This window comes from Rivihabitans pingtungensis (assembly GCF_003201855.1).
GTDB lineage: Bacteria > Pseudomonadota > Gammaproteobacteria > Burkholderiales > Aquaspirillaceae > Rivihabitans > Rivihabitans pingtungensis.
On record NZ_QJKI01000014.1, the window covers coordinates 32,649 to 58,263 of the forward strand.

At 62.8% G+C, this 25,615-nt stretch carries 22 protein-coding genes and 1 riboswitch; of the genes, 12 read left to right on the forward strand and 10 right to left on the reverse strand.

All coding sequences use genetic code 11. The features are described 5' to 3' along the window. Nucleotides 1-115 precede the first annotated feature (115 nt). The gene (locus DFR34_RS10885; protein ID WP_110391187.1) at nt 116-1,225 is read left to right on the forward strand and encodes a tyrosine-type recombinase/integrase; all 1,110 of its coding nucleotides are present in this window, start codon (nt 116-118) and stop codon (nt 1,223-1,225) included. Nucleotides 1,226-1,326: 101 nt separating this feature from the next. On the opposite strand, the gene DFR34_RS10890 is transcribed toward DFR34_RS10885, so the two are convergent. From DFR34_RS10890 to DFR34_RS10905, 4 genes are all read right to left on the reverse strand, one after another. After that, the gene (locus tag DFR34_RS10890) at nt 1,327-1,998 is read right to left on the reverse strand and encodes a hypothetical protein (protein ID WP_110391188.1); all 672 of its coding nucleotides are present in this window, start codon (nt 1,996-1,998) and stop codon (nt 1,327-1,329) included. A gap of 17 nt (nt 1,999-2,015) precedes the next feature. Continuing rightward, a complete protein-coding gene (locus DFR34_RS10895) occupies nt 2,016-2,543 on the reverse strand; it encodes a C40 family peptidase (RefSeq protein WP_245906873.1) in 528 nt (175 codons plus the stop codon). An 8-nt stretch (nt 2,544-2,551) separates the two neighbouring features. Continuing rightward, on the reverse strand, nt 2,552-4,474 hold the full coding sequence (locus DFR34_RS10900; protein ID WP_110391190.1) for an ATP-binding cassette domain-containing protein: 1,923 nt from the start codon (nt 4,472-4,474) through the stop codon (nt 2,552-2,554). Between the two features lie 142 nt (nt 4,475-4,616). Continuing rightward, on the reverse strand, nt 4,617-5,849 hold the full coding sequence (locus DFR34_RS10905; protein ID WP_110391191.1) for a chloride channel protein: 1,233 nt from the start codon (nt 5,847-5,849) through the stop codon (nt 4,617-4,619). Between the two features lie 179 nt (nt 5,850-6,028). Here DFR34_RS10905 and thiL point away from each other — a divergent pair, with 179 nt between their 5' ends. The 4 genes from thiL to DFR34_RS10925 all read left to right on the forward strand — a co-directional run bounded on the left by thiL (nt 6,029) and on the right by DFR34_RS10925 (nt 8,738). After that, nucleotides 6,029-6,982: a thiamine-phosphate kinase gene (thiL, locus tag DFR34_RS10910; protein WP_110391192.1), complete on the forward strand. Its 954-nt coding sequence runs from the start codon at nt 6,029-6,031 to the stop codon at nt 6,980-6,982. Beyond that, nucleotides 6,966-7,460, forward strand: a complete 495-nt coding sequence (locus DFR34_RS10915; RefSeq protein WP_110391193.1) for a phosphatidylglycerophosphatase A family protein — start codon at nt 6,966-6,968, stop codon at nt 7,458-7,460. Before thiL ends, DFR34_RS10915 begins: the two co-directional genes overlap by 17 nt. A 233-nt stretch (nt 7,461-7,693) precedes the next feature. Next, nucleotides 7,694-8,089, forward strand: a complete 396-nt coding sequence (locus tag DFR34_RS10920) for a hypothetical protein (RefSeq protein WP_110391194.1) — start codon at nt 7,694-7,696, stop codon at nt 8,087-8,089. Nucleotides 8,090-8,129: 40 nt separating this feature from the next. Beyond that, entirely contained in the window at nt 8,130-8,738 is a 609-nt protein-coding gene (locus DFR34_RS10925) for a hypothetical protein (protein ID WP_110391195.1), read from the forward strand. 116 nt (nt 8,739-8,854) lie between these two features. Here the strand turns inward: DFR34_RS10925 and DFR34_RS10930 are convergent, their stop codons facing one another. The 3 genes from DFR34_RS10930 to DFR34_RS16900 all read right to left on the reverse strand — a co-directional run bounded on the left by DFR34_RS10930 (nt 8,855) and on the right by DFR34_RS16900 (nt 12,873). Then, a complete protein-coding gene (locus DFR34_RS10930) occupies nt 8,855-10,888 on the reverse strand; it encodes a methyl-accepting chemotaxis protein (protein ID WP_110391196.1) in 2,034 nt (677 codons plus the stop codon). 454 nt (nt 10,889-11,342) lie between these two features. Further along, complete coding sequence (locus DFR34_RS10935) at nt 11,343-12,452, reverse strand: aromatic ring-hydroxylating oxygenase subunit alpha (RefSeq protein ID WP_110391197.1); 1,110 nt, start codon at nt 12,450-12,452, stop codon at nt 11,343-11,345. A 109-nt stretch (nt 12,453-12,561) separates the two neighbouring features. Then, nucleotides 12,562-12,873: a hypothetical protein gene (locus tag DFR34_RS16900; RefSeq protein ID WP_146215127.1), complete on the reverse strand. Its 312-nt coding sequence runs from the start codon at nt 12,871-12,873 to the stop codon at nt 12,562-12,564. Here DFR34_RS16900 and DFR34_RS10940 point away from each other — a divergent pair. Together DFR34_RS10940 and pta are read left to right on the forward strand one after the other, a co-directional pair. Further along, on the forward strand, nt 12,862-14,049 hold the full coding sequence (locus DFR34_RS10940) for an acetate/propionate family kinase (protein WP_110391198.1): 1,188 nt from the start codon (nt 12,862-12,864) through the stop codon (nt 14,047-14,049). The genes DFR34_RS16900 and DFR34_RS10940 overlap by 12 nt on opposite strands. Before the next feature lie 161 nt (nt 14,050-14,210). Next, nucleotides 14,211-16,304 carry a phosphate acetyltransferase gene (gene pta / locus DFR34_RS10945; protein ID WP_110391199.1) on the forward strand — a complete coding sequence of 698 codons (2,094 nt, stop codon included), beginning with the start codon at nt 14,211-14,213 and terminating at the stop codon, nt 16,302-16,304. 100 nt (nt 16,305-16,404) lie between these two features. Here pta and DFR34_RS10950 read toward each other — a convergent pair whose 3' ends face one another. Together DFR34_RS10950 and ribB are read right to left on the reverse strand one after the other, a co-directional pair. Further along, nucleotides 16,405-17,958, reverse strand: coding sequence for a YdgA family protein (locus DFR34_RS10950; RefSeq protein ID WP_245906874.1), 1,554 nt, complete (start codon nt 17,956-17,958; stop codon nt 16,405-16,407). 131 nt (nt 17,959-18,089) lie between these two features. Further along, the gene (gene ribB / locus DFR34_RS10955) at nt 18,090-18,725 is read right to left on the reverse strand and encodes a 3,4-dihydroxy-2-butanone-4-phosphate synthase (RefSeq protein ID WP_110391200.1); all 636 of its coding nucleotides are present in this window, start codon (nt 18,723-18,725) and stop codon (nt 18,090-18,092) included. A gap of 166 nt (nt 18,726-18,891) precedes the next feature. After that, nucleotides 18,892-19,038: riboswitch (FMN riboswitch) on the reverse strand. A 245-nt stretch (nt 19,039-19,283) separates the two neighbouring features. Between ribB and trpE the strand changes: the two genes are divergently transcribed. The 3 genes from trpE to DFR34_RS10965 all read left to right on the forward strand — a co-directional run bounded on the left by trpE (nt 19,284) and on the right by DFR34_RS10965 (nt 22,941). Further along, nucleotides 19,284-20,756 carry an anthranilate synthase component I gene (trpE, locus tag DFR34_RS10960; protein ID WP_211309376.1) on the forward strand — a complete coding sequence of 491 codons (1,473 nt, stop codon included), beginning with the start codon at nt 19,284-19,286 and terminating at the stop codon, nt 20,754-20,756. 185 nt (nt 20,757-20,941) lie between these two features. Next, complete coding sequence (locus tag DFR34_RS16905; protein ID WP_146215128.1) at nt 20,942-21,586, forward strand: HEPN domain-containing protein; 645 nt, start codon at nt 20,942-20,944, stop codon at nt 21,584-21,586. Between the two features lie 479 nt (nt 21,587-22,065). After that, complete coding sequence (locus DFR34_RS10965) at nt 22,066-22,941, forward strand: AEC family transporter (protein WP_110391201.1); 876 nt, start codon at nt 22,066-22,068, stop codon at nt 22,939-22,941. Nucleotides 22,942-23,065: 124 nt separating this feature from the next. Here DFR34_RS10965 and DFR34_RS10970 read toward each other — a convergent pair whose 3' ends face one another. Beyond that, nucleotides 23,066-23,551, reverse strand: a complete 486-nt coding sequence (locus DFR34_RS10970) for a glutathione peroxidase (RefSeq protein WP_110391202.1) — start codon at nt 23,549-23,551, stop codon at nt 23,066-23,068. 280 nt (nt 23,552-23,831) lie between these two features. Between DFR34_RS10970 and trxA the strand changes: the two genes are divergently transcribed. Together trxA and rho are read left to right on the forward strand one after the other, a co-directional pair. Further along, complete coding sequence (trxA, locus tag DFR34_RS10975) at nt 23,832-24,161, forward strand: thioredoxin TrxA (protein WP_110391203.1); 330 nt, start codon at nt 23,832-23,834, stop codon at nt 24,159-24,161. A 127-nt stretch (nt 24,162-24,288) separates the two neighbouring features. After that, complete coding sequence (gene rho / locus DFR34_RS10980) at nt 24,289-25,545, forward strand: transcription termination factor Rho (protein ID WP_110391204.1); 1,257 nt, start codon at nt 24,289-24,291, stop codon at nt 25,543-25,545. Nucleotides 25,546-25,615: the final 70 nt, after the last annotated feature.

Genomic DNA, 25,615 nt, shown 5'->3' on the forward strand with positions numbered 1-25,615 from the left:
AAAGCGGCTCACAAAACCCAGCGCAGCGATCCTGGCGTCACGCTTTTGCCAATCCCCACAACCGGCTGGCCCGCGCTACCATGTCGCCTTGTTCATCCACGGCACTGACTGACCCATGCCTGTTCCGCTCCCGCTATTGCTCCCCGACCGGCCCGCCGCCAGCCCGGCGCTGGCGGCGCCGCAGTTGATTGCCGCGCAAAGCGACGCCGAGGCGGTGATCACCTGGCTGCGCGAATACGAAGATTCACCGCACACCTTCGCCAATTACCGCAAAGAAGCCGAGCGGCTATTGCTGTGGTGCGGCGAGCGTGGGCAAACGCTGGCGGGGCTGGGGCGCGAAGATATTCTGGATTACCAGCGCTTTTTGGCCAGCCCACAGCCGGCCGAACGCTGGATTGGCCCGGCGCGCGCGCGCCAGCACCCGGACTGGAAGCCGTTTACCGGCCCGCTGGCGCCGTCCAGCATCCGCCAGGCGCTGACCATTCTGGGCGCGCTGTTTCAGTATCTGCTGGACGCCGGCTATCTGCGCGGCAACCCGCTGGCCCTGGCGCGCCGGCAAAAACGCAGCCTGGCGCAGCCGCCCGGCGTCGAGCGCTATCTGGATGCCGAGTTATGGCAGGTGGTGCAAGACACGCTGGAGGCACTGCCGCGCAGCGGCGCGCGCGACCTGCATCATTACGAGCGGGCGCGCTGGCTGTTTCATCTGCTTTATCTGACCGGCGCGCGGCGCACGGAAGTGGCGCGCGCGGTGATGGGCGATATTGTGCAGCGCCGGGGGCTGTGGTGGTGGCGGGTGCTGGGCAAGGGCAACAAGATTGGCGATATCCCGGTGGGCGACAGCCTGCTGGCGGCGCTGCAACGCTACCGCAGCCACTGCGGCCTGCCGCCGCTGCCGCTGCCCGGCGAGGTCACGCCGCTGGTGGGGCGGGTGAATCAACCGGGCAAGCTGGACACGCTGAGCGACAAGGCGATTTATCTGATCGTCAAGCAGGTGTTCCGCCTGGCCGCCGAGCGCGAGCCGGCCCAGGCCGAGCGCCTGGCCGCCGCCTCTACCCACTGGCTGCGCCACACTGCCGCCTCGCACCAGCTGGAAGCCGGCGTGCCACTGCTGGTGGTCAGCCAGAACCTGCGCCACGCCAGCATCCAGACCACGCGCAAATACCTGCACACCGAAGACGACGCCCGCCATCAGGCCAGCCAGGCGCATGGGCTGGGCGAAATTTAGCGATAGCGTGGCCAATGGCGCGCACGGGTGACGGCGCTTGCAAAGTCAGATTGGCGCAGCCCGCGAGGCCCAGAAGCGCCACATATGCCGCGAACACATGCTCAGGACGGTTTTTTCTGCAAGGCCAGCACGATGCGCAGTTGATCCTGCTCGGTGGCCACCCGCTTGACGCCAACGTAGTCAAACGGCTTGTAGCCCATGATCTGGGTATTCAGATAGGGGATCAGCGAGGGCACTTGGTCCATGCGCACCGACAGCACGTCGCCGTCAACGGTCAGATAGGGGTGTTTTTCGGTGAGTTGCTTGACGCTATTGCGGCCGGTGGCGGTTTCGAAAGCGCCGATGGCAATCGAGCCGAGCAGTTGGCCCAGCAGGGTATCGTTCAGCGGTTCGCTGCGCTGCTGAAAGCGCAGGCGGATGGTGCGCTGCGCCCAGTCTACCGGCAGGAAGGTAAAGTCCACCGTGTGGCGGGCGTCTACCGGGCCTTTGGTGGTCACCAGCTCGATGGTGCCTTTTTCTGGGGTCAGCCGCAGGTCGCGCACTTCCACGCCTTCTTTGTTGAAGCGTTCGCGCAGTTTATCCAGCAGATAGGCGCGCGACAGGGTGACGCCATCGCCACGCAAGCCAGGCATGCGCGACAGATGGTCTTTCAGCACCAGATAAAAATCAATAAAGCGGTCTTTTTCAATGGTGACCGTGCCGCCTTCGGCTTGCGCCGGGGCAGTCAGGGTCAGCGCCAGGGCGGCGGTGGCCAGTACACGCAGATAAGACATACAAACTCCCGAAATCATCAATCAAACACCGTGCGGGCGCCTTCCAGGCGGTCGGCAAAATAGCCCGAGGCCAGGGTGTCCACGCGAATGACGCTGTTGGTGCGCGGGGCGTGAATGAATTTGCCGTCGCCGATATAAATGCCCATATGCGAATACGGCCGGTTCATGGTGTTGAAAAACACCATGTCCCCGGCGCGCATCTTGCCGGTGTCGATGGGCTTGGTGGCTTCGGCGATTTGCTTGGCGTTATGCGGCAGTTGCACATTGACGGCATTCTTGTAGATAAACGCCGCCATGCCGCTGCAATCCAGCCCGGCTTCCGGGTTGCTGCCGCCAAATTTATAGCCCACGTCCAGCAGGCCCAGTGCATACATCACCACTTCGCGGGCATCGCCCGAGGCCTGGATATTGGCCAGGCTGCGGTTGGCATTGGGCTTGGCGCTGGCGGTGCGCGCGGGTGGTTTGGGTTTGCTGGCGGTTTGCGTCTTGCGCGGCGGGCTGCTGCTGGAGCAGGCCGCCAGCGCCACGGCCAGCAGCGCGGCCAACGCCAGGCTTAGCTGGCGCGGCTTTCCAGTTCGTCCCAGCGCGCCAGTTTGTCCAGCAGCAGGGTGTCGATCTCGTTCACGCGGAGTTGCCATTCGTGCGCCTGTTTCGGGTCAGTTTTGTAGATGTCCGGGTTGAGCAAGGCTTCTTGCAGCGCGGCCTGTTCGGCTTCCAGCTCGGCGATGTCATCGGGCAGGCGCTCCAGCTCACGGGTTTCATTGTAACTGAGCTTGTTGCTGCGGCGCGCCGGCTTGGCGCTGGCTTCGGCTTTGTCGGTTTTCACCGGGGCGACGGCCACCGTGCGCGCCGGCGCCGCCAGCTCGGCCATGCGCGCCTTGGCAGCCAGCCAGTCGCTATAGCCGCCGGGGTATTCCATCAGCACGCCATCGCCTTCAAAGGCAATCACCTGGGTGGCGACGTTATCGAGAAACGCCCGGTCGTGGCTGACCAAAAACACCGTACCGCTGTAGTCGGCCAGCAATTGCTCCAGAAGTTCCAGCGTGTCGATGTCCAGGTCGTTGGTGGGTTCGTCCAGCACCAGCACATTGGCCGGGCGGGTGAACAGCTGGGCCAGCAACAGCCGGTTGCGCTCGCCGCCGGACAGGGATTTCACCGGGCTTTTTGCCCGCGCCGGCGAAAACAGAAAATCTTCCAGGTAGCTCATCACATGGCGGCGCTGGCCGCCGATTTCGACAAAATCCTTGCCATCGCCAATCACATCCACAATGGCCATCTCGTCGTCCAGCTGGCTGCGGAACTGGTCAAAATAGGCGATTTCCAGCTTGCTGCCGGGCTTGACCGTGCCGCTGTCCGGCTGGATTTCGCCCAGAATCAGCTTGAGCAAGGTGGTTTTGCCGGCGCCATTCGGCCCGATCAGGCCAATGCGGTCGCCGCGCAGCAGGCGGCTGGTGAAGTCCCGAATCAGCGTGCGGCCTTCGTAGCCCTTGCTGACCTGTTCCAGCTCGGCCACCAGCTTGCCCGAGCGCTCGCCCGGATCCAGCCGGAAATTCACCTGACCCACCCGCTCGCGGCGGGCGGCGCGGTCGCGGCGCAGTTGCTCCAGGCGCAGCACGCGGCCTTCGTTGCGCGTGCGCCGCGCCTCCACGCCTTTGCGAATCCAGACTTCTTCCTGGGCCAGGAATTTATCGAACTTGCGGTTTTGCTCGGCTTCCACCGCCAGCTCTTCCGCCTTGCGCGTCTGGTAGGCGCTGAAGCTGCCGGGGTAGCTGCGCAGCAGGCCGCGATCCAGTTCGATGATGCGGGTGGAGACATTGTCCAGAAAGCGCCGGTCGTGGGTGATCAGCAGCACGCTGCCGGCAAAGTTTTTCAGCAGGGTTTCCAGCCATTCGATGGCGGCGATGTCCAGATGGTTGGTGGGTTCGTCCAGCAGCAGCACATCCGGCGAGCACACCAGCGCCTGCGCCAGCGCCACGCGTTTTTTCCAGCCGCCGGACAATTCGCCAATCAGCCGGTCAGCCGGCAGGCCCAGATGCGACAGTGTGCTGTCGATCAGGTTTTCCAGCTGCCAGCCCTGGCGCGCTTCCAGCTGGTTTTGAATCACCTGCATGGCCGCCAGCACTGCTTCGTGGCCATCGTCGGACGGGGTGGACAGCGCCTGCACGGCGTGGTGGTAGTCGGTCAGCAGCTGGCGCAAATCGCCCAGGCCCTCGGCCACCGCCTCAAACACGGTGTGTGCTGGGTCCAGCGCCGGCTCTTGCGGCACATAGGCCACCCGGGTGTCGCTCTGGGCGATGATGCGCCCGTCGTCGAGCTTGGCCGTGCCGGCAATCGCCTTGAGCAGCGAAGACTTGCCAGCGCCATTGCGGCCAATCAGCCCCACGCGCTCGCCAGGCTCGAGAGAGAAGTCAACATGATCGAGCAGGGGCACGTGCCCGAAGGCGAGGCAGGCTTTTTCGACGGTAATCAGCGGCATGGTGGTGAATGTCAGGTCAGCAGGACGGAAAATTGTAACATGTGCAGGCGCGGCACTGACGCCATCGATTAGAGCGGCTCACAAAAGCCAGCGAAGCGCGCCTGCGAAGCGCGCCTGGCCAGGCGGGTTTTGTTAACGGCGCTTAACCGAGCCGATGCTTGGGCGCTTCCAGCCGCTGGGCGCGATAAATCCCCTGGTGGCCCGAGCAGGCATAGCTGGCGGCGCAGGCCAGCGCGGCAAACAGGCCGATGCCGCCGCCAAACAGCTCGATGGCCAGGAGCGTGCAGGCCAGCGGCGTATTGGCCGCGCCGGCAAACACCGCCGCCAGGCCCAGCGCGGCCAATAGCGGCGCCGGCAGTGGCAATAGCGCGGCCAGCGCATTGCCCAGCGTGGCGCCGATGGCGAACAGCGGGGTGACTTCGCCGCCCTTGAAGCCACAAGCCAGCGACCACACCGTGGCCGCCCACTTGCCCAGCGCCTCGCCCGGCCCCAACTGACCCACAAACGCGGCGTCGATCAAGTTCACCCCCAGCCCCTGAAACCGTTCGCCGCCCAGTGCCCACACCGTCACGGCAAACAGCGCGCCACCCAGCAGCGGGCGCAGCGGCGGATAGCTGATGCGCGTTTTGAACTGGCGGCCCAGGCTATGGGTGGCCCAGGCAAAGCTGCGCCCGGCCAGGCCAAACAAGGCACCGGCCGCCAGCACGGCAATCAGGCTGCTGGCGCTCAGCGCTGGCAGCGCGCCCAGTGCGCGGTGGGCATGCTGGGCGCCCCAGGCCAGGCAGACTTGATCGGCCAGCATCGCCGCCAGTAAGCAGGGCAGCAACGCATCCACCCGCAGGCGGCCGATGGCCAGCACTTCCAGCGCAAACACCGCGCCGGCCAGCGGCGTGCCAAACACCGAGGCAAAGCCGGCGCTGATGCCGGCCATCAGCACACGCTGGCGGCCGGCGGCGTCTTGCGGCCACAGCCGATTCAGCTGGTCGGCCAGCGCGCCGCCCATCTGCACCGCCGTGCCCTCGCGCCCCACCGACGCGCCAAACAGATGCGAAATCACCGTCGCCGCCAAAATCAGCGGCGCCATGCGCAGGGGAATGGTGTTTTTCGGGTCGTGAATTTCGTCAATCAGCAGATTATTGCCGGCCTCCACCGGCTGGCCGACGCGCCAATACACCCAGCCAACGGCAAAGCCGGCCAGCGGCAGGCCAGCCAGCAGCCAGGGGTGAGCCACGCGCACGGTCGTGGCCCAGTCCAGCGCCGCCAAAAACAGCGCCGAAGCCGAGCCGGCCAGCAGCGCCACCAGGGCAATCAGCAGGCCAACGCTGGCGGCGTGGCGCAGTCGGGTGAACCAGGGCAGAAAAAAGTCAACATTCATGGCGTCAGGCGGGGCCCGACAAGCGGGCAAATCAATCAAAAAGCGCCAAATCTGGCGGCGCAAAGTGTAGCACCCCAGCGCTGACGCGGGGCAGACACACGCTGCTGCCGGCCAGATTTTGCCTTTGCCGGCAAACCTCGGTACCCTGCCGGCCATGGTGATTTTTCCTGGGATGGGCGATGAATGAATTTGACCTGATCCGCCGTTATTTTGACCGCCCGGCAGCCGACCCCGCCGTGCGGCTGGCGGTGGGCGATGACGCGGCGATTTTGGCGCCCACGCCGGGCCATGAGTTACTGGTGTCTACTGATATGCTGGTGTGTGGCCGGCATTTTTTTGCCGATGTCGATCCGCGCGCGCTGGGGCACAAGGCGCTGGCGGTGAATTTATCCGACATCGCCGCCATGGGCGGCACCGCGCGCTGGGCCACGCTGGCAGCAGCCTGGCCCGAACTGGACGCCGACTGGCTGGCGGCGTTTGCCGAGGGCTGGTTTGCCCTGGCCGACGCGCACGAGGTGGCGCTGATTGGCGGCGACACCACGCGCGGGCCGCTGACCTTGTCGGTGAGCATTTTTGGCGAAGCCCCCGCTGGCCGGGCGCTGCGCCGCGATGGCGGCCGCGCGGGCGACGATGTCTGGGTGAGCGGCGAGCTGGGCATGGCCGCCGCCGCCGTGCGCGCCCGCCTGGGGCAACTGACCCTGCCCGAGGCCGAGCGGGCCTTGGCGCAGCAGCGGCTGGACTGGCCGCAGCCGCGTCTGGCGCTGGGCCAGGCCTTGCGCGGGCTGGCCAGCGCCGCGCTGGATGTGTCTGATGGTTTGCTGGCCGACCTGGGCCATCTGGCGGCGCGCAGCGGCGTGGCCGCCTGGGTGCGCGCCGACTGGCTGCCGATGCCTGCGTGCCTGCGCGAACAAGGCGCGGCCGGCCTGGCCTGCGCGGCGGCGGGCGGTGATGATTATGAATTGTGCTTTGCCGCGCCGCCGTCGGCGCGCGCCGCGCTGGCCGACCTGGGCCGCGCACTGGCAGTGCCGCTGACCCGCATCGGCGCGTTGACCGCCGGCGCCGGCTGCCGCTTACTGAACCCCGATGGTTCAGACATCCTGCTGGAGCAACATGGTTATGACCATTTCGCCTGACTGGCGCTTTATGCTGCGCCACCCCGCCCATGTGATTGCCCTGGGCCTGGGCAGCGGCCTGGCGGCCAAAGCCCCCGGCACTTTTGGCACGCTGGCGGCGCTGCCCTTGTATGCGCTGTGGCTGGCGCTGGGGCTCAGCCCGACACTCTTGGCCTGGCTGCTGCCGCTGCTGTTTGCGTTGGGCTGCTGGGCCTGCCAGCGCACCGGCGACGCGCTGGGCGCACCAGACCACGGCGCCATGGTGTGGGACGAAATGGTGGCAATGTGGGCGCTATTGATTGTGCTGCCGGCCACGCCGCTGGCCTGGGCGTTGGGTTTTGCGCTGTTTAGGGTATTCGACATTGTCAAACCCTGGCCGATTCGCTGGCTGGATGCCCAGTTGAAAGGCGGCTTTGGCGTGATGCTGGACGACGCGCTGGCGGCGCTGATGGCCTGGGCGGTGTGGCGGCTGGCAGCGCCGGCGCTGGGCCTGGGTTAAGGCGACGGCCGGCTGCGTCAAGCGCCGCTTACAAAACGCTTCTGGCGTTGTAGCGCTTCTTGTCTACCTGCGGTCGCACGCCTGGCCAGGATCGCTGCGCTGGGTTTTGTTAGCGGCTCTTAGTCAGTAGCGCTTTGCGCAGTGCGCTTGTGTCAGCCATTGTGCATCATATTTCAACATCATGGCTGGGTTTCTGGTTATACTCCCGGCATATTCTGTTGGCGGAGTTGTTCATGTCCGTTTCGCTTGATACCCCTGAAGATATTGCCAACTGGTTGCGCCGGCATTTTGTCGGCCAGACGTTTGGTTGTGTGCGCTTTTGGCAATTTGCCCTGGTGCGCCCCAATGACCAGTTTTTTCAGCTGGCCAGCGTGACGCTGGCGGGTGACCGGCTGGACTTGCACCTGCGTCATGCCGATGGCCAGGGTGAGGCCGGGGTGGTGTCAGTGTGGCAACCCATGGGCCTGAGTCCTCGCCCACATGGCGTGGCGCTCAGCGCTGCGGCGCGCCTGAGCTGGGGAAACAGCGAGGCCTGGCAGGCCGGGGAAGGTCAATACCGCATCCGCACCCCGCGCGGTGAGGGGGGGTTTGCCATTGAGGGCGCCCCAGCGCTGACCCTGGAGTGTTAAGAGCGGCCAACACCCGTTTTCTTGATGAAGGAAGCACACCATGATTCGACACATATCCTGGCTGGGCGCCAGCCTGCTGGCGCTGGGCACTGCCTGCGTTCAGGCCGACCCGCTGGCCTTTCCGGCCAGCCTGCAAGGCAAGGCAGTAGAACTGGCCCCCAATGACCCGGACTACGCCCGCGCGGCGGTGGAATACGCCGTCAAGCCGGCCGGCCAGGGCGGTGTATCTGCCGCGCTGGTGGTCAAAATCACCCAGGATATCCCGGTGTACCGGATGTGGAATGGCCCAGGCGACGTCAATGCCCAGGGCAATACCAACCGCCTGGGCGGCTGGTGGTCGTATGATGCCCCGCACGGCCCGGTGGACGGCTATCGGGTGGCGTATGAAATCTGCCGCGACTGGAACAAGCTCAAGTGGGTGGCCACCTGCACACTGAAAGCGGGTGCGGTGGTGGCGATTGGCCCAGGCCAATCGGTGTCGGCGCAAACCTGCGGCGACCCGACCGGCGCCGAGCAATACCCGGCCAACCCGGTGGATTGGCAGACCTTTGTCAATAAACCGTGGGCGCGCACCAGCGAGCTGAGCTGTCCGCCGGAAAGCGCCGACTATCAGGCGGATCCGCTGGACATCGCCAAACCCAAGCCCTGATAGCACGCAGGCGCCCCGGCAGTGCCCTGGCTTGCTCAAGCCACCGTGCGGCACTGCCGGCACATCTGGATTGCCATTGGCCGGCATGAATATGTAATGCGGGCATTCCGGTTTTGCTACAAGGTAAAGCGCGCCAAGCCCGCGCGCAATTGTCCGGCCACCTGACGCAGGCGCTCGACATCCTCAGCATGGTCACGAGCCATCTCGCTGGCGGCTTCTGCCATGCGGGCAATATCATCAATGCCGTGGGTAAGGGTATCGCCAGCACCGCGCTGTTCTTGCGTGCTGCCGGCGATGCCGTGCACCAGTTGCACGGCACTGGCCGTGTGTTGGTCGATGGTATCCAGCGCCACCCCGGCCTGACAGGCCAGTTCCACGCCGTGATCCACCCGCTCGCGCACCACTTGCATGCGCTGGGCGGCGTGCTGGGTGTCATGCACAATCTGCTGGATGGTGGCGGCAATTTCCCGGGTAGAAGCGGTAGTGCGCTCGGCCAGCTTGCGCACTTCATCAGCCACCACGGCAAAACCCCGACCGGATTCCCCGGCACGGGCTGCCTCGATGGCGGCATTCAAGGCCAGCAGATTGGTCTGGTCGGCAATGTCGTGGATCACCTCCACCACACTGGAAATCAGCCGCGACTGCTCGCCCAGTGCCAGCACGGCGCTGGCAGTCTGCCGGACATCGTCGGCCATGGCGCGCATATCGTCAGCACTGCCGGTGACCACACTGCGCCCGGTCTGGCAGCTGTGCAGCGCCTCGGCACTGAGGGTCGAAGCAGTATGAGCATGATCGGCCACCTGACGGATGCTGACCGACAGTTGTTCTACCGAGGCCGCCATTGCCGCGGCGGCCTGTGCCTGTGTGCCGGCACGACGCACCAGCTCTTCCGAACGGGTGTCCAGCCTGGCGGCGGATTCGCCAACCTGGCCGGCGGCCGTGGTGATGTCGCTGAGCAGGCTGCGCACCTGGCCGACCGTGGTGTTCAGCGCCTGGCCCAGTTGATCCAGTTCATTGTGGCTGTCGGTGCGTCGCTGCGGCACACTGACTTGCAGATTTCCCTGGCCAAGCGCCGTGACCGCATCGACAATCCCACGCAAGGGTCGCAGCCGGTGGCGCACCAGCAGCCAGATCAACACCGAGCACAAGGCCAGGCCACCCAGGCTGACCGCAGCCAGAATGCCACGCAAATGTACGCTGTCGGCCATGAATTCGTCGGTCCAGCTGCCGATGGTGACCTGAAAATTCCAGTTTTTTGACCAACCCACCATGGCCATGCGCTCGCGCAGCCCCTGCTCGGACGGCCACAGATACTGGCGCAGCCCACCCTCAAAACGGATATTGTCCAACGCGGATTGCCGGGTTGGGCCTTCGCCCACCACCTCGCCGATAATCTTGCCCTGAAATTTGGGGTGGACAATAAACTCGCCAATGGTCTTGTCGTCGCCACTGGGGCGAGCAATGGTCACATAGCCGGTCTTGCCGGCAACAATGCGGCCATACAGGGTGCGCAGGCGCGCCAGGGTGTCGGCCAGCTCTATGCGCACCGACAGCCCGCCAATCACCTGGCCCTGGGCATTTTTCAGCGCACGGATATTGCTGAAGTAATACTTGCCATTGCGCACCACCATGCCTTGATAATCCTCGCCGGCCAGCAATGCCCTGGCTACCGGATCGTTATCGGCCAGCGTGGTGCCGTCCATGGCTTTGCCGTCACGCTTGAGCAGCGTGGACAAGCGGTAAACCTTGCCTTGGTATACGGCCAGAATGGCGGCTTCTTCGCTGGTGAGGGCCTTGAAACGCTCCAGCGGCTCGTGATGGCTGTTGAGCATCACGCCATTCACGCTCAGGATCGGCAGGGCCAGTCCGCCAGTGGGGTGCAGCCCTTCGCCCGGCTGTACCGCCCCACCCAGAAACTGCTCGAAAAAATGCAGTTGGCGGGCGCCGCGTGCCTTGGCGCTGTCAAACTCGCTGTCCAGACCTCCCACCACCAGCCGGACCTCATTGCCCAGCTCCAGCTGTGCCTGCGCCATGGCCGCCTGGCCAGTCAGCCAGGCCGTCAGCGCAATCATGATGGTAAAAACCAGGACCAGCAGCAGCACGGCCGGCAACAGGATTTGCCGACCCAGGGGCATGGTACGATACGACATGGTGCGATCTCCTTTGTCGTGGGCGCATCGCTGACTGCGAGCGCGACAATCACACCTCGGTGAGGCGTGATGGCTGTCAGCCTTGGCATATCAAGAAAGGTGGAACTTGGTTTTGCCAGACCCGTGCGGCAGGTCGCAGCATGACAATTTATGAAAATAACATGAACAGAGGGATAAAAAAAGGCTTATCACACCAGACAGAAATGTTTCACTTGAACACGCCAACAAGGCAGACAAAAAAGCCGCAGGTCGTTGATATGGATGGCGGGATGATCGCCCCCAGCCAATAAGAGCCGCTCACAACCCCCCCCTTGTCGTACGACTTGTACTGTCTGCGGTCACACGCCTGGCCAAGACCGCTGCGCTGGGTTTTGTGAGCGACCCTAAAAACGCCACGGCGCGCCGGACATTCATCCGGCGCGCCGTGGCGGGGTGTTTCAGCTGCTGTTTTGGCTTAGCCGCGCAGCGCTTCGCCCATCTTGCGGCGATAAAACTCATGGAAGTGCTGCATGCCGTCTTCGGTCGGCGACTGATACGGGCCGACTTCCGACTCACCGCGCAGCCACAGCGCCTTGCGACCCTCGTGCATGCGGTAGCAGATTTCGTCGTCTTCCACAGCAGTTTCGAAGTACGCCGCCTGCTCGGCCTGGATGAATTCCGGCTCGAACCAGACGATGTCTTCCGGGTAGTAAAACTCGGTGATCACCGTGGTTTTTTCCGGGCCCTTGGGCACCGCCACGCTGACCACCAGCACATGCGGATACCACTCCACCATGATATTGGGGTAGTAGGTCAGCCAGATGGCGCCGAATTCCGGCTGTTTTTCTGCGTAGCGGCGCAGCACCTGCTGGTGCCATTCCGAGTACACCTTGCTGCCCGAGCGCGCCAGGGCGTTTTTTACGCCGACAGTCTGCACATGGTATTGCTCGCCCCATTCCCACTTCAGTTCGCCGCAATTGACGAAATTGCCCAGGCCGGGGTGGAAAGGGTCAACGTGGTAGTCCTCCGAATACACTTCGATGAAGGTTTTCCAGTTGAAGTTGTATTCGGTGATGACGGTTTCGTGATAGGCGTAGCCATCAAACGTCATGTGCTTGGCCACGCCCAGGCGCGCCAGGTCGGCGGCGATGTCGCGGCGGGCGTCAAACAACAGGCCGTTCCATTCGGTCAGCTGGGTCTGGCCCAGGTCCAGGCACGGCTGCTGATGAAAATGCGGCGCGCCAATCAGCTTGCCCTGGTTGTTGTAGGTCCAGCCGTGGATATTGCAGACGATGTGTTCAGTGTTGCCGCGCCCCTTGAGCATCAAGGCCTGGCGATGGCGGCAGACATTGGACAGCAATTGAATGCCGTCTTCGTTGCGCTTGAGCATCTTGCCATGGCCCATCCACTCCAGGGTGTGATAGTCGCCCACGTTCGGCGTCATCAAGGCATGGCCATAGTATTGCGGCGCGTCGGCGAACAGCAGTTGCTGTTCCAGCTCGTAATACGCCGGATCAAAATAGGTATAGACAGGAAGTTGCGCGGCGGATGCGGTAAGCAGTTGCGCAGAAGCCAGATCAGACATTATTCCCAATCCCCACAAAGGTAGAAGAATCAAGACCAGCCGAATCTCGCCAAAACGAGTTTACGGTATGAAGGCACAAACAGTTGCAGGCGCACACGCCAGACAGCCGTCAGGAAGGCGGGGGATTGTCCCCAAAATCGGGGTGGGGGGCAAGCGTTTTTTGCAATATAAATTGTGCAAAATCAATCGATTTTGCCGTTTTGCCCGGCTTCTTCCGGGGGTGGCAGAAGTTTTCTGGACAAAACTTGCGACAAATCAAACGTCCAAGTATTTTGTTGCGACGCAACATCCCCGCGCGGTATAGTTCGGGCAGCCTGTCCCTTCCACCGCGCAGCGGACTGTTTTTTCTTGTTTTTGCGCGCTTGTGCCCGAACTGGCGCGCCAGCGTTTCTGAAGAGCGGATGTGCTGATGACCGACCATGTTCTTGTGATTAATTGCGGTAGTTCCTCGCTGAAATTTGCCGCCATCGACCCACGCACCGGTGTCGCTGCGCTGACCGGCCTGGCCGAACGACTGGGTAGCCCGGAAGCCAGCCTGAGCGCCCGGCTGGGCGAAGACCGCCACGGCGTGACCCTGGCCGGCGGCGGCCACGAAGCCGCCATGCGCGCGGTGCTGGACGTGCTGGACGCCAGTGGGCTGACCACCCGCATTGGCGCGGTGGGCCACCGCGTGGTGCACGGCGGCGAGCGCTTTAAAAGCTCGGTGCGCATCGACGACGCCGTCGAAGCCGAAATTGACGCCTGCGCCCGCCTGGCGCCGCTGCACAACCCGGCCAATCTGATTGGCGTGCGCGTGGCGCGCCGGTGCTTCCCCAGTTTGCCGCATGTAGCGGTATTCGACACCGCGTTTCACCAGAGCATGCCGGCGCATGCCTATCTGTACGCCATTCCACACAGCCTGTACGCCGAACACGGCCTGCGCCGCTATGGGTTTCATGGCACCAGCCACCGTTATGTCGCCGCCGAAGCCGCCCAGCTGCTGGGCCGCCCGCTGCAAGACTGCGCACTGATCACCGCCCACCTAGGCAATGGCGCCTCGGCCGCCGCCGTACTGAATGGCCACAGCGTGGACACCACCATGGGCCTGACCCCGCTGGAAGGCCTGGTGATGGGCACCCGCTCGGGCGACATCGACCCCAGCCTGGTGCAGTTCATCGGCAATGCGCTGAATCAATCGGCTGATCAAGTGATTGACCTGCTGAACCGCAAGAGCGGCCTGCTGGGCCTCTCCGGCTTGTCCAACGACTGCCGTACCCTGCAAGCCGCCGCCGAAGAAGGCCACGCGGGTGCACGGGTGGCGCTGGAGGTGTTCTGCTACCGCCTGGCCAAGCATATCGCCGGCCTGTCCGCCGCGCTGCCGCGCCTGGACGCGCTGGTGTTCACCGGCGGCATTGGCGAAAACTCAGCCTGGGTGCGCGAGCAGGTGCTGGCGCGGCTGGGCCTGCTGGGCTTTGCCGTGGATAGCGCCGCCAACGCCCGCTGTGTGGGCGGCGTGGCCGGCCCGATTCACGCTGCCGGCAGCCGCACCGTCTTGGTGGTAAACACCAATGAAGAACTGCTGATTGCCCGCGACACGTTTGCCCTGGCAGGCGTGTGACACCAGACTGAACAAGGCCGCGCACTGCGCGGCCTTGTGCTTTTGTCCTGACGTTCTGATTTTATTCTGATCATGATGCAACCCGGGTCGCGCCACGCCTGGTGGGCTTGCCTGTCCAGCCGGCGGCCGGCGCAACCCTCTTCCAACGGCAAAGGAAATTCATGCACGCCCTCTACCTCTCCCCGGTTGGCTATGACGTCGGCCTGACTTCGGTGGCGCTGGGCCTGGTGCGCGCGCTTGAGCGCCGTGGCCTGAAAGTCGGCTTCATCAAACCGGTGGCGCAACAGCGCGACCCCGGCGCCGGGCCCGAGCGCTCCAGCCACTTCGCCTCCAGCCTGTTCCGCCTGGACACCCCGCCGCCAATCGACTTTGCCCGCGCCGAACAACTGATGGGCGCCGGCCAGACCGACCAGTTGCTGGAAGAAATCGTCAGCCTGTATCAGCAAGTGGTGGACCACAATGATGTGGTGGTGGTGGAAGGCCTGGCGGCCGACGCCAACCATGTCTACGCGCCGCAGCTCAATACCCAGATTGCCCGCACGCTGAACGCAGAAACCATTTTTGTCGGCTCTGCGGCCCGTCTGTCGGCGCAAGACCTGGCCGAACAAATCGAAGTCGCCGCCCGCCAGTCGGCGGAATCGCACAATAACCGCTTTGCCGGCTACATCATCAATAAGGTGCGCGAAGACGTCGCGCCGGGGGATTACACCCTGGACATCGCCCAGCTCACCGCCACCGCCAAGGCACGCCGCCTGCCGCTACTGGGCACCATTCCGCTGTCCAACAATTTTGCCGCGCCGCGCACGCTGGACATCGCCCAACACCTGAACGCCCGGGTGCTGGCGCCGGCACGGCTGCATTCGGCACGGGTCAGCGACATGCTGATTGCCGCGCGCTCGATCACCCATTTGATCAACCGGCTGAAGCCGGGCGTGCTGGTGATCACCCCTGGCGACCGCGACGATGTGGTGCTGGCCACCGCCATGGCCGCCCAGCGCGGTGTGCCGCTGGCCGGCCTGCTGCTGACCTGTAATTCGCTGCCGCACCCGCACTTGCAGGCGCTGTGCCAGATCAACGAACACGCCAGTTTCCCGGTACTGGCCACCGAACTGGAAACCTTCGACACCGCCCGCCAGCTCACGCAGATGTCGCACCATGTGCCGGTGGACGACTTGGCGCGCATGGAACGGGTGGTGGATTTTGTCGCCGAACGGCTGGATCTGGATCGGCTGATTTCGCGCATTGGCCAGCCGGGCGAAGTACGACTGTCGCCGCCGGCCTTCCGCTACCAGCTGATTCAACACGCCCGCCACGCCGGCAAGCGCATTGTGCTGCCCGAGGGCGACGAGCCGCGCACCGTCGAGGCGGCGGTGATCTGCCACCAGAAGGGCATTGCCCGCTGTGTGCTGCTGGCCAAACCGGAAGCCGTGCAAAAAGTGGCCGACGCCCAGGGCATCACCCTGCCGGCCGACCTGGAAATCCTCGACCCCGACCACGCCCGCGCCCGCTACGTGCCGCCGCTGGTCGAGCTGCGCCGCCACAAGGGCATGACCGCGCACATGGCCGAGCAATATCTGGAAGACAGCGTGGTGCTGGGCACCATGATGCTGGCGGTGAACGACGTGGACGGCCTGGTGTCGGGCGCGGTGCACACCACCGCCAACACCATCCGCCCGGCGCTGCAATTCATCAAGACCGCGCCGGGCTCGAGTATTGTCTCCAGCGTGTTTTTCATGCTGATGCCGGATCAGGTGCTGGTGTACGGTGACTGCGCGGTGAACCCTGACCCCAGCGCCGAAGAGCTGGCCGACATCGCCATCCAGAGCGCCGACTCGGCCAAGGCCTTTGGCATCAGCCCGCGCGTGGCGATGATTTCCTATTCCACCGGCAGCTCCGGCGCCGGCAGCGATGTGGAAAAAGTCCGCGCCGCCACCGAGCTGGTGCGCCAGCGCCGCCCGGATATTCTGGTGGATGGCCCGCTGCAATACGACGCCGCCAGCGTGGAAAGCGTCGGCCGGCAAAAAGCCCCGGACAGCCCGGTGGCCGGCCGCGCCAATGTGTTTGTCTTCCCCGACCTCAACACCGGCAACACCACCTACAAGGCGGTGCAGCGCTCGGCCAATGTGGTCAGCGTCGGCCCGATGCTGCAAGGCCTGCGCAAGCCAGTCAACGACCTGTCGCGCGGCGCGCTGGTGGACGATATTGTCTACACCATTGCGCTGACGGCGATTCAGGCCGAGCAAATGGCGAATTAAGCCCGCACCAGACACCCGGCCAGCACACCGGCCGGGCAAAAAACATCAGGCCCCACGGTATTCACCTGGGGCCTGATGTTTTTGGCGCGGTCTGGCTGGCTTACGGCTTGGGTGCGGCCGCCGCTTCGACTGCCGCCGGGTCTGGCAGATTCACCGGGCGGTTATTGATGGTGAGCTTGCCGTTTTTCCATTCGGCCGAGGTTTTCAGCTGGCCGCCTTCTTGTTGCAGATAGCCCTGCTCAGACCAGATATCCACCTGGCTGGCAAACAGGTTTTTTGCCAGTTCGTCGATTTCTTGCAGCGACGGCGGGTTTTCGGCGCTGGCGTCCACCGTGAACAGATTGCGCGCCTGCGCCACCACCAGCCCTTGCAGGGTGTCGCGCGGCACACTCAGCTTGGCGTTGGCGGTGAGTTTGCTCAGGAACACCCGCGAGTCGTTCAAATCACCCTTTTGGTAGCCATTCAGCGCCACATTGCCAGTGACGTTGACCTCGCCACTGGGCAGCTTCAGCGAGAAATCGTTGATCGCCAGGCGCGGGTTGTTTTCCAGAATCGGGCCACCCTCGCGCACCACGGCGTCAATATATTGCTGACGCAGTTTGTCCGGCTCGACGCCTTCAACCTGGATGTCCGAGAACGCCTGTTCCAGCTTCAACAGGCTGGGGCCGTGCAGGTGGTTGACCGACAAATCCAGCCGCATCGGGCCGTAGGCGGTGTGGTTGACTTCCAGTTTTTCAAAGCCAAACTTGGCGCGGGCGTTGATGAATTCTTTTTCTTCGCTGCTGACGATCTGGTATTTCAAATTCACCAAATCCGCCTGCGAAGGCTTGATTTCGCCAGCCGGATTGATGAACTCGCCAATGCGGATGCGCGTCAGCAGCGAGATCAGCTCGTTGAGCTTGATCTGATACGGGATGTTTTCTTTCGATTCCAGCTTGACCCGAGTGACCGACAGCTCTTTATTGCCCACGCCCGCGCCGGTCGCCCCTGGGCGGGTGTCAGACTGATAGCTCAGATTGCTGAATTCGATATGGCCCTTGGTGGCGGCATCCAGCACCAGGCCGGGCAGGCGGGCGTCGATGCTGTATTGGCTGTAATCCGAGTCGTAGCCCACCTGGGTGGTCATGCCCTGCCATTTGATCTTGACCCCGGCCAGGGTTTCTTCGTAGTCAAACGCCGGTACGCTGACGTTCAGCTCGCCGCCGCCGGTGAAATTCAGCCGGTTGGTGACGGTGATCGGCTCTTTGTCGCCAAAAAAGCGCGACAGCATTTTGCGCGTGTCGGGCGACATGATGAATTCAGTGGTCACCACCGCGCGCGCCGGGCGCAGGCCGCCAGGCAGCGGGCCATGCTGAACGTGGTTGACGTATTTTACCGTGCCGGTCAGCGCATTCTTGGCCGCCTCGGGCAGAATGCCCTGATACGGGGCAAAAAAGCGCTCGTTGAAGGTCAGTTCGGTGGTTTCGGTAGACGAAAACCAGCCGCGCTCGTATTGATGCGACTTGACCTTGAAAATCGGCAGGCCGGCAATCATGTCGTGCTGCTTGGCCAGCGTGCGTTCCGCTTCCAGCCCAGTCCAGTAGGCGCCGGCGCTGTACAACACGGCGATACCCAGCACACCCGCCACTGAGCCCTTCAAGAGACGCGTCTTCACCCTGATGAATTCCTGTATGCAAAACAATCCGCGCCTATCTTAGTCCATTTCCTGGCCGGGCTGTACTGTTGGATATACCTGTACCCGGCCTTGGCGACAAAAAACCGGCGGCACAGACGCCGCCGGCGGGATCAGTCAGCGGGATGCAGCGCCAGCCAGTGCGCCAGCTCCGCCACGCTCAACTGCGGCAACTGATGGGTATGGGCGTACTCATCCACCGCCGCGCCGCGCAGCATCTCGCCATCCGGCGTCATCAGCTCGCACAGCACGCCAGCCGGTGACAAACCGGCCAGCTGCGCCAGCGCCACGGCCGCCTCGGTGTGGCCGCGCCGCTCGGCCAGGCCGCCCGGACGGGCAATCAGCGGGTAAACATGGCCAGGACGAGCCAGGTGTTCCGCACGGGCGCCTGGCGCGGTGGCGGCGCGGATGGTGGTCACCCGGTCGCGCGCCGACACGCCGGTGCTGACGCCTTCGGCGGCCTCAATGCTGACGGTAAATGCGGTGCCGTGGCGGCTGCGGTTCTCCGCCACCATCAGTGGCAACTCCAGCCGGGCGGCGTGTTCGGCGGTCAGGCACAGGCAGACAATGCCGCTGCCGTCACGGATCATCCGCGCCATTTCGGTCACGCTGAGCGTATCCGCAGCCAGGATCAGGTCGGCTTCGTCCTCACGGTCGGCGTCGTCACTGACAATCACCGGCCGTCCGGCACGCAGGGCGGCCAGGGCGGCGTCGATGCGCAAGGCAAGCAAATCAAGGGGGGCATTCATAAGAAACGGTCCTCAAATCTGGTTCAGGTTGAGCAACACGTCTCGGGCTTGAGGGACAACAGGCACAGCCGCATGGCGCAAGCGGCCGCCCGGCAATGCACCGGCGGCAACCACGCACAAGCGGCGTCAGCAGACAGCGGGCCGGCACAGGCAGGCTCGCTGATGTCATCATCTTCTTTCATCCGGACTCTCACCGTCGGCTCTGGCGTTTCACCAGATCTGCTGACCCCCGGCCAGGCCGGGGCGCTCGCGGGCTCGGCCTGCAACAGGCCATACCGCCGGTGGGGAATTTCACCCCGCCCTGAAGACGCAGGCCACCGGCAGATGCCCGTGACCTGCCCGCAGTATAACGCGCCGCGCAGGCTGGCGAACAGAACAGCGCCTGCATCCATGCCCTTGTGCCTGGCGGCAAAATGGGCAAGAATCCTGCCATTGCCTTTTATCCACTCAGAATCCGATTGCCTGCTGTCATGACTGCGTATCCGAACACTTTGCGATGGCGTCGCTAGCCAGACGTTCACCCCGCCTGATTTCATTGATTACTGTTCGGAGCCTGTCATGCTGACTCAAGCCGAGTTCGACGCGCTGGCGCGTCAAGGTTTTAACCGCATTCCCGTCATCCTCTCGCTGTTTGCCGACCTGGACACCCCGCTGTCGGTCTACCTGAAGCTGGCTAACCAGCCGTATTCCTATCTGCTGGAATCGGTGGTCGGCGGCGAGCGCTTTGGCCGTTATTCTTTTATTGGCCTGCCGGCCGCCACCCGCTTGCGCGTCAACGGCCTGCGCGTGCAGGTGGAGCACGGCGACCGCGTGGTGGAAACCCACGAAGGCGACCCGCTGGGCTTTATCGAGGCTTTCCAGGCGCGCTTCACCACGCCGCCGCACGACGGCCTGCCGCGCTTTGCCGGCGGCCTGGTGGGCTATTTTGGTTACGAAACCATCAAGCTGATCGAGAAAAAACTCGCCGCCCGCCCCGCCAAGCCCGACCCGATTGGCACGCCGGATATCTTGCTGATGCAATCCGAAGAACTGGCGGTGGTGGATAATCTGTCCGGCCAGCTGTATCTGATCGTCTACGCCGACCCAGCAGTGCCCAACGCCTACCAAAAAGCGCAAACCCGCCTGGCGCAGCTGCGCGCGCAACTGCGCCAACCCTCGCCGCTGCCCTTGCAAGGCCCGGCCCCGCGCAGCGAGGCCAGCTCGGAATTTGGCGAAGACGCCTTCAAGCAGGCGGTGCTGCGCGCCAAGGAATACATCATCGACGGCGACATCATGCAAGTGGTGCTCAGCCAGCGCATGCGCATGCCGTTTGCCGAGCCGCCGCTGTCGCTGTATCGCGCGCTGCGCAGCCTGAACCCGTCGCCGTATATGTATTTTTATCATTTCGACGACTTCCACGTGGTCGGCTCCTCGCCGGAAATCCTGGTGCGCCAGGAAAACCACACCGTCACCGTGCGCCCGATTGCCGGCACCCGTCCGCGCGGGCAAAACCGCATTGAAGACGAAGCGCTGGCCGAAGACCTGCTGGCCGACCCGAAAGAAATCGCCGAGCACGTCATGCTGATGGACCTGGGCCGCAACGATGTCGGCCGGGTGGCGGATATTGGCTCGGTGAAAATCACCGAAAACATGATCATCGAGCGCTACTCGCATGTGATGCATATTGTCTCCAGCGTGGAAGGCCGCTTGCGCGAAGGCATGAGCAATCTGGACGTGCTGCGCGCCACCTTCCCGGCCGGCACACTGTCCGGCGCGGCCAAGGTGCGGGCGATGGAAATCATCGACGAACTGGAGCCCAGCAAACGCGGCATTTATGGCGGCGCGGTGGGCTATCTCGGCTTTAATGGCGATATGGACCTGGCGATTGCCATCCGCACCGCCGTGGTGAAAGACCAGATGCTCTACGTGCAAGCCGGCGCCGGGATTGTCGCCGACTCGCAAACCGAAGCCGAATGGCAAGAAACCCGCAACAAGGCGCGCGCGGTGATTCGCGCGGCTGAGTTGGTGCAGCAGGGGCTGGATGCGGAGTAATAAAAATCGAGCAAAACTAAGCTGGCGCAAACTGGCTACATGAGCGCACACTTACTGGATGAATTTGGCTCGTGGTTCCAGGTTAGTTATGCACAGCTACTTAACCCGGCATTCCACACCGACGCTGCGCGATAAAGCCGCACAGCGTCGGTAACTTCTACGTTAGGTTTATCAAAGGAACATCAATGGCATCTTCCGCATTCAAAGAGTTTAGATACAACATCCTTGATGCAAAACGACTGCATCAGGCTCACAGAACTGTGAGTGCAGGCACGCCGGGCAAAAAAGGACTTGGACATCTTACCCGCAGTGGCGTTGTCATGCTTTGTGCGGCATGGGAACGATACAACGAGTCGGTCATTGTCGAGGCGGCTGACTATTTGGCCCAAGAAACCCGCGACCCTAATAATTTACCGTTGGCCGTTCGCAAGCATCTAAGCTCAATTGCCAAGAAGCATATACACGACTTGAAGCCAATGGAACTTGCAGGTGATGGTTGGCGAACTTTGTATATTGCTCAAGCTATTGATGAAACAAGTTCGCTCAATACACCCAAGAGCGAAAAACTAACAGTGCTTTATGATCGCCTTACTGGCTTAGCGAACGTTTCGGCGTTCTGGACTATTGGAGCAAAACCCGTCGATGACTTCGTCAGCGCGAGAGGTGACATTGCCCACAACGGACGAAAAGCTCCGTATGTCACTGCAGACACATTGCTGGGCTACATCGACATGATTGAAAAAGTCGCTGCCGAGCATGACAACAAATTCTGTGATTACCTCAAAGCTACTAGTGGTTCAACTTATCAACCGTGGCGGCGAACCGCATGAAACCTCTAACGCCGCGCTCCAAGGGACGCGTCACAAGCGGCGCGCCTGTGAGCTTCAACGTTAGGCCTCAGACAATGGCTACGAGTACTTGAACAATGGCTTCCGTCGCAGCCGGAATAGCGTTGCTGTGGGCTGGCATTGCAACCGTGGCGTACTTTCTTTTGCCAGACTGAGCATCTGATCATCAACACCTTGCAAACGGTGCGCCAGCAAGCCGTCAAAAATGCCACCATATTCTCGGGCGATACTACTTGTTGAAAGGTTAGTAAGTTTCTGCCAAATCAGAGACACACTGAGTCACTCAGCAAAATCATTCCCACCAAAAACAAAACCCAACAAAATCAACCCTCTGAACCCCCACCTTCACAGGAATAACAATTTCTCAACCTCCACCGGGAGAAACTTCCTCCCGGTTTTTTATTCAACCAGACCCATCTGGTCTGACCATCCGACCTTGACCCCACCAGGAGCGTGCGCCGATGTTATTGCGGATTGCCTCGATTTTATTGCCGGTGCTGTCCATTGTGCTGATCGGCTATTTGTATGGCCGTCGGCATGCGCCGGATATGGTGACGGTGAACCGCATCAATATGGATTTGTTTGTGCCGGCGCTGGTGTTTGTTGCGCTGGCCGGCAAGGATGTGCAGTTGGCGCAATATGGCTGGCTGGCGCTGGCGGCGGCCGGGGTGGTGTTGGGCTCGGGGCTGTTGGCCTGGCCCTTGGCGCGGCTATTGGGGATTGCCCCGCTGACTTTTGTGCCGCCGATGATGTTCAATAACTCGGGCAATATGGGCCTGCCGCTGATTGTGCTGGCGTTTGGCGCGGCGGCGCTGCCGGGTGCGGTGATTTTGTTTCTGGTGGAGATGATTCTGCATTTTTCGCTCGGCCTGTGGCTGATGGATCGTCACGCGCCGATTGGCCGGCTGTTTCGCCAGCCGGTGGTGATCGCCACCCTGGCCGGGCTGGCGGTGAGTGTATCCGGTTTGGTCTTGCCGGACGCAGTGGCGCTGGCCTTGAAGATGCTGGGCGATGTGTCGGTGCCCTTGTTGCTGTTTTCGCTGGGGGTGCGCATTGCCGGGGTGTCGTGGGCGGAGTGGAAGCTGGGCGTGCTGGGCGGTTTGATCTGCCCGGCCAGCGGGCTGGCGATGGCGGCGGCGATGGTGGCCTGGTTGCCGCTGCCGGCGGCGCAACAGCCCTGGCTGTGGCTGTTTGCCGCGCTGCCGCCAGCGGTGCTGAATTTTTTGGTGGCCGAGCAATACCGGCAGGAGCCCAGCCGGGTGGCTTCGCTGGTGCTGATTGGCAATTTGATGAGCGTGCTGACGCTGCCGCCAGTGTTGTATTGGCTGTTGAGTTAGCGCCGCTCACCCCACCCTGCTTGCCCGACCTTGCCGTATTGTCTGCGCTGGTGCGCCTGCGCTGAGTTTTTTCGCGGCGCGTGGGCAGTTCGTGACTTGCGCTCACGGCCGCGCCGCGCGGCGCTTACAACAGCGCCTCGATATCCGCCGCCAGCGCCTCCGGCGTGGTCTGCGGCGCGTAGCGCGCCACCACTTCGCCCTGACGGTTGACCAGAAACTTGGTGAAGTTCCATTTGATTGCCTGGCTGCCCAGCACGCCGGGCTGGGCGGCTTTCAGGTGTTGCCACAGCGGGTGGGCGCCATCGCCGTTGACCTCCAGCTTGGCCGACAGCGGAAAGCTCACGCCGTAGTTGCGCTGGCAAAACGCGCCGATGTCGGCGGCGTCGCCCGGCTCCTGGCGGCCAAACTGGTTGCACGGGCAGCCAATCACCACCAGGCCGCGCGGGCCATACTGGCGATACAGCGCCTCCAGCCCGGCGTACTGGCCGGTAAAGCCGCACTGGCTGGCGGTGTTGACCAGCAGCAGCACCTGGCCGCGATAATCGCTCAGCGGCAGCGCGCCACCGTCCAGGCGGTCCAGGGTGAAGGCGTACAAGGGAGCGTCGTTCATGGGGGGCTTTCGGGGGCAGAAATCGGTGAATATGTTCACTATGGCAAAGCCAATCTGCTTCGGCAACGGCGATTGAATCTTGCTGCGCAGCAGCAGCCTTGTTACTATCAAAAGACACACAAGCTTCATCCCCGTTTTGCGCCGCCGTCACGCAGCGCCCGCCTGCCCCATGGGCGATGCCAGCATCGCCAGATCATCAGGTGCGCCAGGCTGCCGGCATGGCGATGCGGCGAACCCGTTTCACTCCCCCCTATTTGTTCCGCTTTTGGAGATGCATATAATGAGCAGCGAAAAGATTTTGCACGTCAGCGACGCCAGCTTTGAAGAGGATGTGCTGAAAGCCAGTGGCCCGGTGCTGGTGGACTACTGGGCTGAATGGTGTGGCCCGTGCAAAATGATCGCCCCGATTCTGGACGAAGTGGCCGAAGAGTATGATGGCCGCCTGAGCGTGGCCAAGCTCAATATCGACGAAAACGAAGCCACCCCGCCCAAGTTTGGCATCCGTGGCATCCCCACCCTGATGCTGTTCAAGGACGGCAGCGTGGTGGCCACCAAGGTGGGCGCGCTGTCCAAGAGCCAGCTGACCGCCTTTATTGACAGCAACATCTAAACGGTCTATCCTCGTTCTGTCATGTTCGATCATGGATGGCGCAATGCCGTCCATGGTTCTCCCGCACCTTGCCTTGATTCCCCACGTCTTTTCCGATCACTCTTTTATTTAGAGTCGACCTCCCCTTATGCATTTATCCGACTTAAAACATCTGCATGTCAGCCAACTGGTTGAAATGGCCATCGGCAACGAAATTGATGGCGCCAACCGCTTGCGCAAACAGGACCTCATTTTCGCCCTGCTGAAAAACCAGGCCAAAAAGGGCGAAAGCATTTATGGCGACGGCACGCTTGAGGTTCTGCCTGACGGATTCGGCTTTTTGCGCAGCCCCGACACCTCCTACCTGGCTGGCCCGGACGATATTTATGTCTCGCCCTCGCAAATCCGCCGCTTCAATCTGCACACTGGCGACAGCATCGAAGGCGAAATCCGCACCCCCAAGGAAGGCGAGCGCTACTTTGCGCTGGTGAAAGTCGACCGCATCAATGGTGAGGCGCCGGAGAAGTCCAAGCACAAGATTCTGTTTGAAAACCTCACCCCGCTGCATCCCACCCGCCGCCTGGAGCTGGAGCGCGACATCCGCGCCGAAGAAAACACCACCGGCCGGGTCATCGACCTGATTTCCCCCATCGGCAAAGGCCAGCGCGGCCTGCTGGTGGCGCCGCCGAAATCCGGTAAAACGGTGATGCTGCAACACATCGCCCACGCCATCACCGCCAACCACCCCGACGTGATCCTCATCGTGCTGCTGATCGACGAGCGCCCCGAGGAAGTCACCGAAATGACCCGCACGGTCAAGGGTGAAGTGGTGGCCTCCACCTTCGACGAACCAGCCACCCGCCATGTGCAGGTTGCCGAAATGGTCATCGAAAAAGCCAAGCGCCTGGTGGAACACAAAAAAGACGTGGTGATTCTGCTGGATTCCATCACCCGTCTGGCCCGCGCCTACAACACCGTGGTGCCCAGCTCGGGCAAGGTGCTGACCGGCGGCGTGGACGCCAACGCGCTGCAACGCCCCAAGCGCTTTTTTGGCGCCGCGCGCAATATCGAAGAAGGCGGCAGCCTGACCATCATCGCCACCGCGCTGATCGACACCGGCAGCCGCATGGACGATGTGATCTACGAAGAATTCAAGGGCACCGGCAATATGGAAATCCATCTGGATCGCCGGATGGCCGAAAAACGCCTGTACCCGGCGATTAACGTCAACCGCTCCGGCACCCGCCGCGAAGAGCTGCTGATCCCGCAAGAACAGCTGCAGAAAATCTGGGTGCTGCGCAAGCTGCTCTACCCGATGGACGATCTGGACGCGATGGAATTCCTGCTGGACAAGATCAAGGCCACCAAGAGCAATCAGCAATTCTTCGACTCGATGCGTCGCTGATTCTGCCTGGCTGTCCTGCCTTGCCACACGCCGCCCGCTTGATTGCCGGCGGCGTGTGTGTTTTGGTGCC

Coding starts and splice junctions, on each gene's coding strand:
- DFR34_RS10935 (WP_110391197.1), bottom strand. CDS start 12,452: ATGTCTGATCTGGCTTCTGCGCAACTGCTTACCGCATCCGCCGCGCAA.
- DFR34_RS10970 (WP_110391202.1), bottom strand. CDS start 23,551: ATGAACGACGCTCCCTTGTACGCCTTCACCCTGGACCGCCTGGACGGT.
- DFR34_RS10885 (WP_110391187.1), top strand. CDS start 116: ATGCCTGTTCCGCTCCCGCTATTGCTCCCCGACCGGCCCGCCGCCAGC.
- rho (WP_110391204.1), top strand. CDS start 24,289: ATGCATTTATCCGACTTAAAACATCTGCATGTCAGCCAACTGGTTGAA.
- DFR34_RS10890 (WP_110391188.1), bottom strand. CDS start 1,998: ATGTCTTATCTGCGTGTACTGGCCACCGCCGCCCTGGCGCTGACCCTG.
- DFR34_RS10920 (WP_110391194.1), top strand. CDS start 7,694: ATGTCCGTTTCGCTTGATACCCCTGAAGATATTGCCAACTGGTTGCGC.
- DFR34_RS16900 (WP_146215127.1), bottom strand. CDS start 12,873: ATGGTCGGTCATCAGCACATCCGCTCTTCAGAAACGCTGGCGCGCCAG.
- trxA (WP_110391203.1), top strand. CDS start 23,832: ATGAGCAGCGAAAAGATTTTGCACGTCAGCGACGCCAGCTTTGAAGAG.
- ribB (WP_110391200.1), bottom strand. CDS start 18,725: ATGAATGCCCCCCTTGATTTGCTTGCCTTGCGCATCGACGCCGCCCTG.
- thiL (WP_110391192.1), top strand. CDS start 6,029: ATGAATGAATTTGACCTGATCCGCCGTTATTTTGACCGCCCGGCAGCC.
- DFR34_RS10900 (WP_110391190.1), bottom strand. CDS start 4,474: ATGCCGCTGATTACCGTCGAAAAAGCCTGCCTCGCCTTCGGGCACGTG.
- DFR34_RS10905 (WP_110391191.1), bottom strand. CDS start 5,849: ATGAATGTTGACTTTTTTCTGCCCTGGTTCACCCGACTGCGCCACGCC.
- pta (WP_110391199.1), top strand. CDS start 14,211: ATGCACGCCCTCTACCTCTCCCCGGTTGGCTATGACGTCGGCCTGACT.
- DFR34_RS10915 (WP_110391193.1), top strand. CDS start 6,966: ATGACCATTTCGCCTGACTGGCGCTTTATGCTGCGCCACCCCGCCCAT.
- trpE (WP_211309376.1), top strand. CDS start 19,284: ATGCTGACTCAAGCCGAGTTCGACGCGCTGGCGCGTCAAGGTTTTAAC.
- DFR34_RS10940 (WP_110391198.1), top strand. CDS start 12,862: ATGACCGACCATGTTCTTGTGATTAATTGCGGTAGTTCCTCGCTGAAA.
- DFR34_RS16905 (WP_146215128.1), top strand. CDS start 20,942: ATGGCATCTTCCGCATTCAAAGAGTTTAGATACAACATCCTTGATGCA.
- DFR34_RS10965 (WP_110391201.1), top strand. CDS start 22,066: ATGTTATTGCGGATTGCCTCGATTTTATTGCCGGTGCTGTCCATTGTG.
- DFR34_RS10925 (WP_110391195.1), top strand. CDS start 8,130: ATGATTCGACACATATCCTGGCTGGGCGCCAGCCTGCTGGCGCTGGGC.
- DFR34_RS10930 (WP_110391196.1), bottom strand. CDS start 10,888: ATGTCGTATCGTACCATGCCCCTGGGTCGGCAAATCCTGTTGCCGGCC.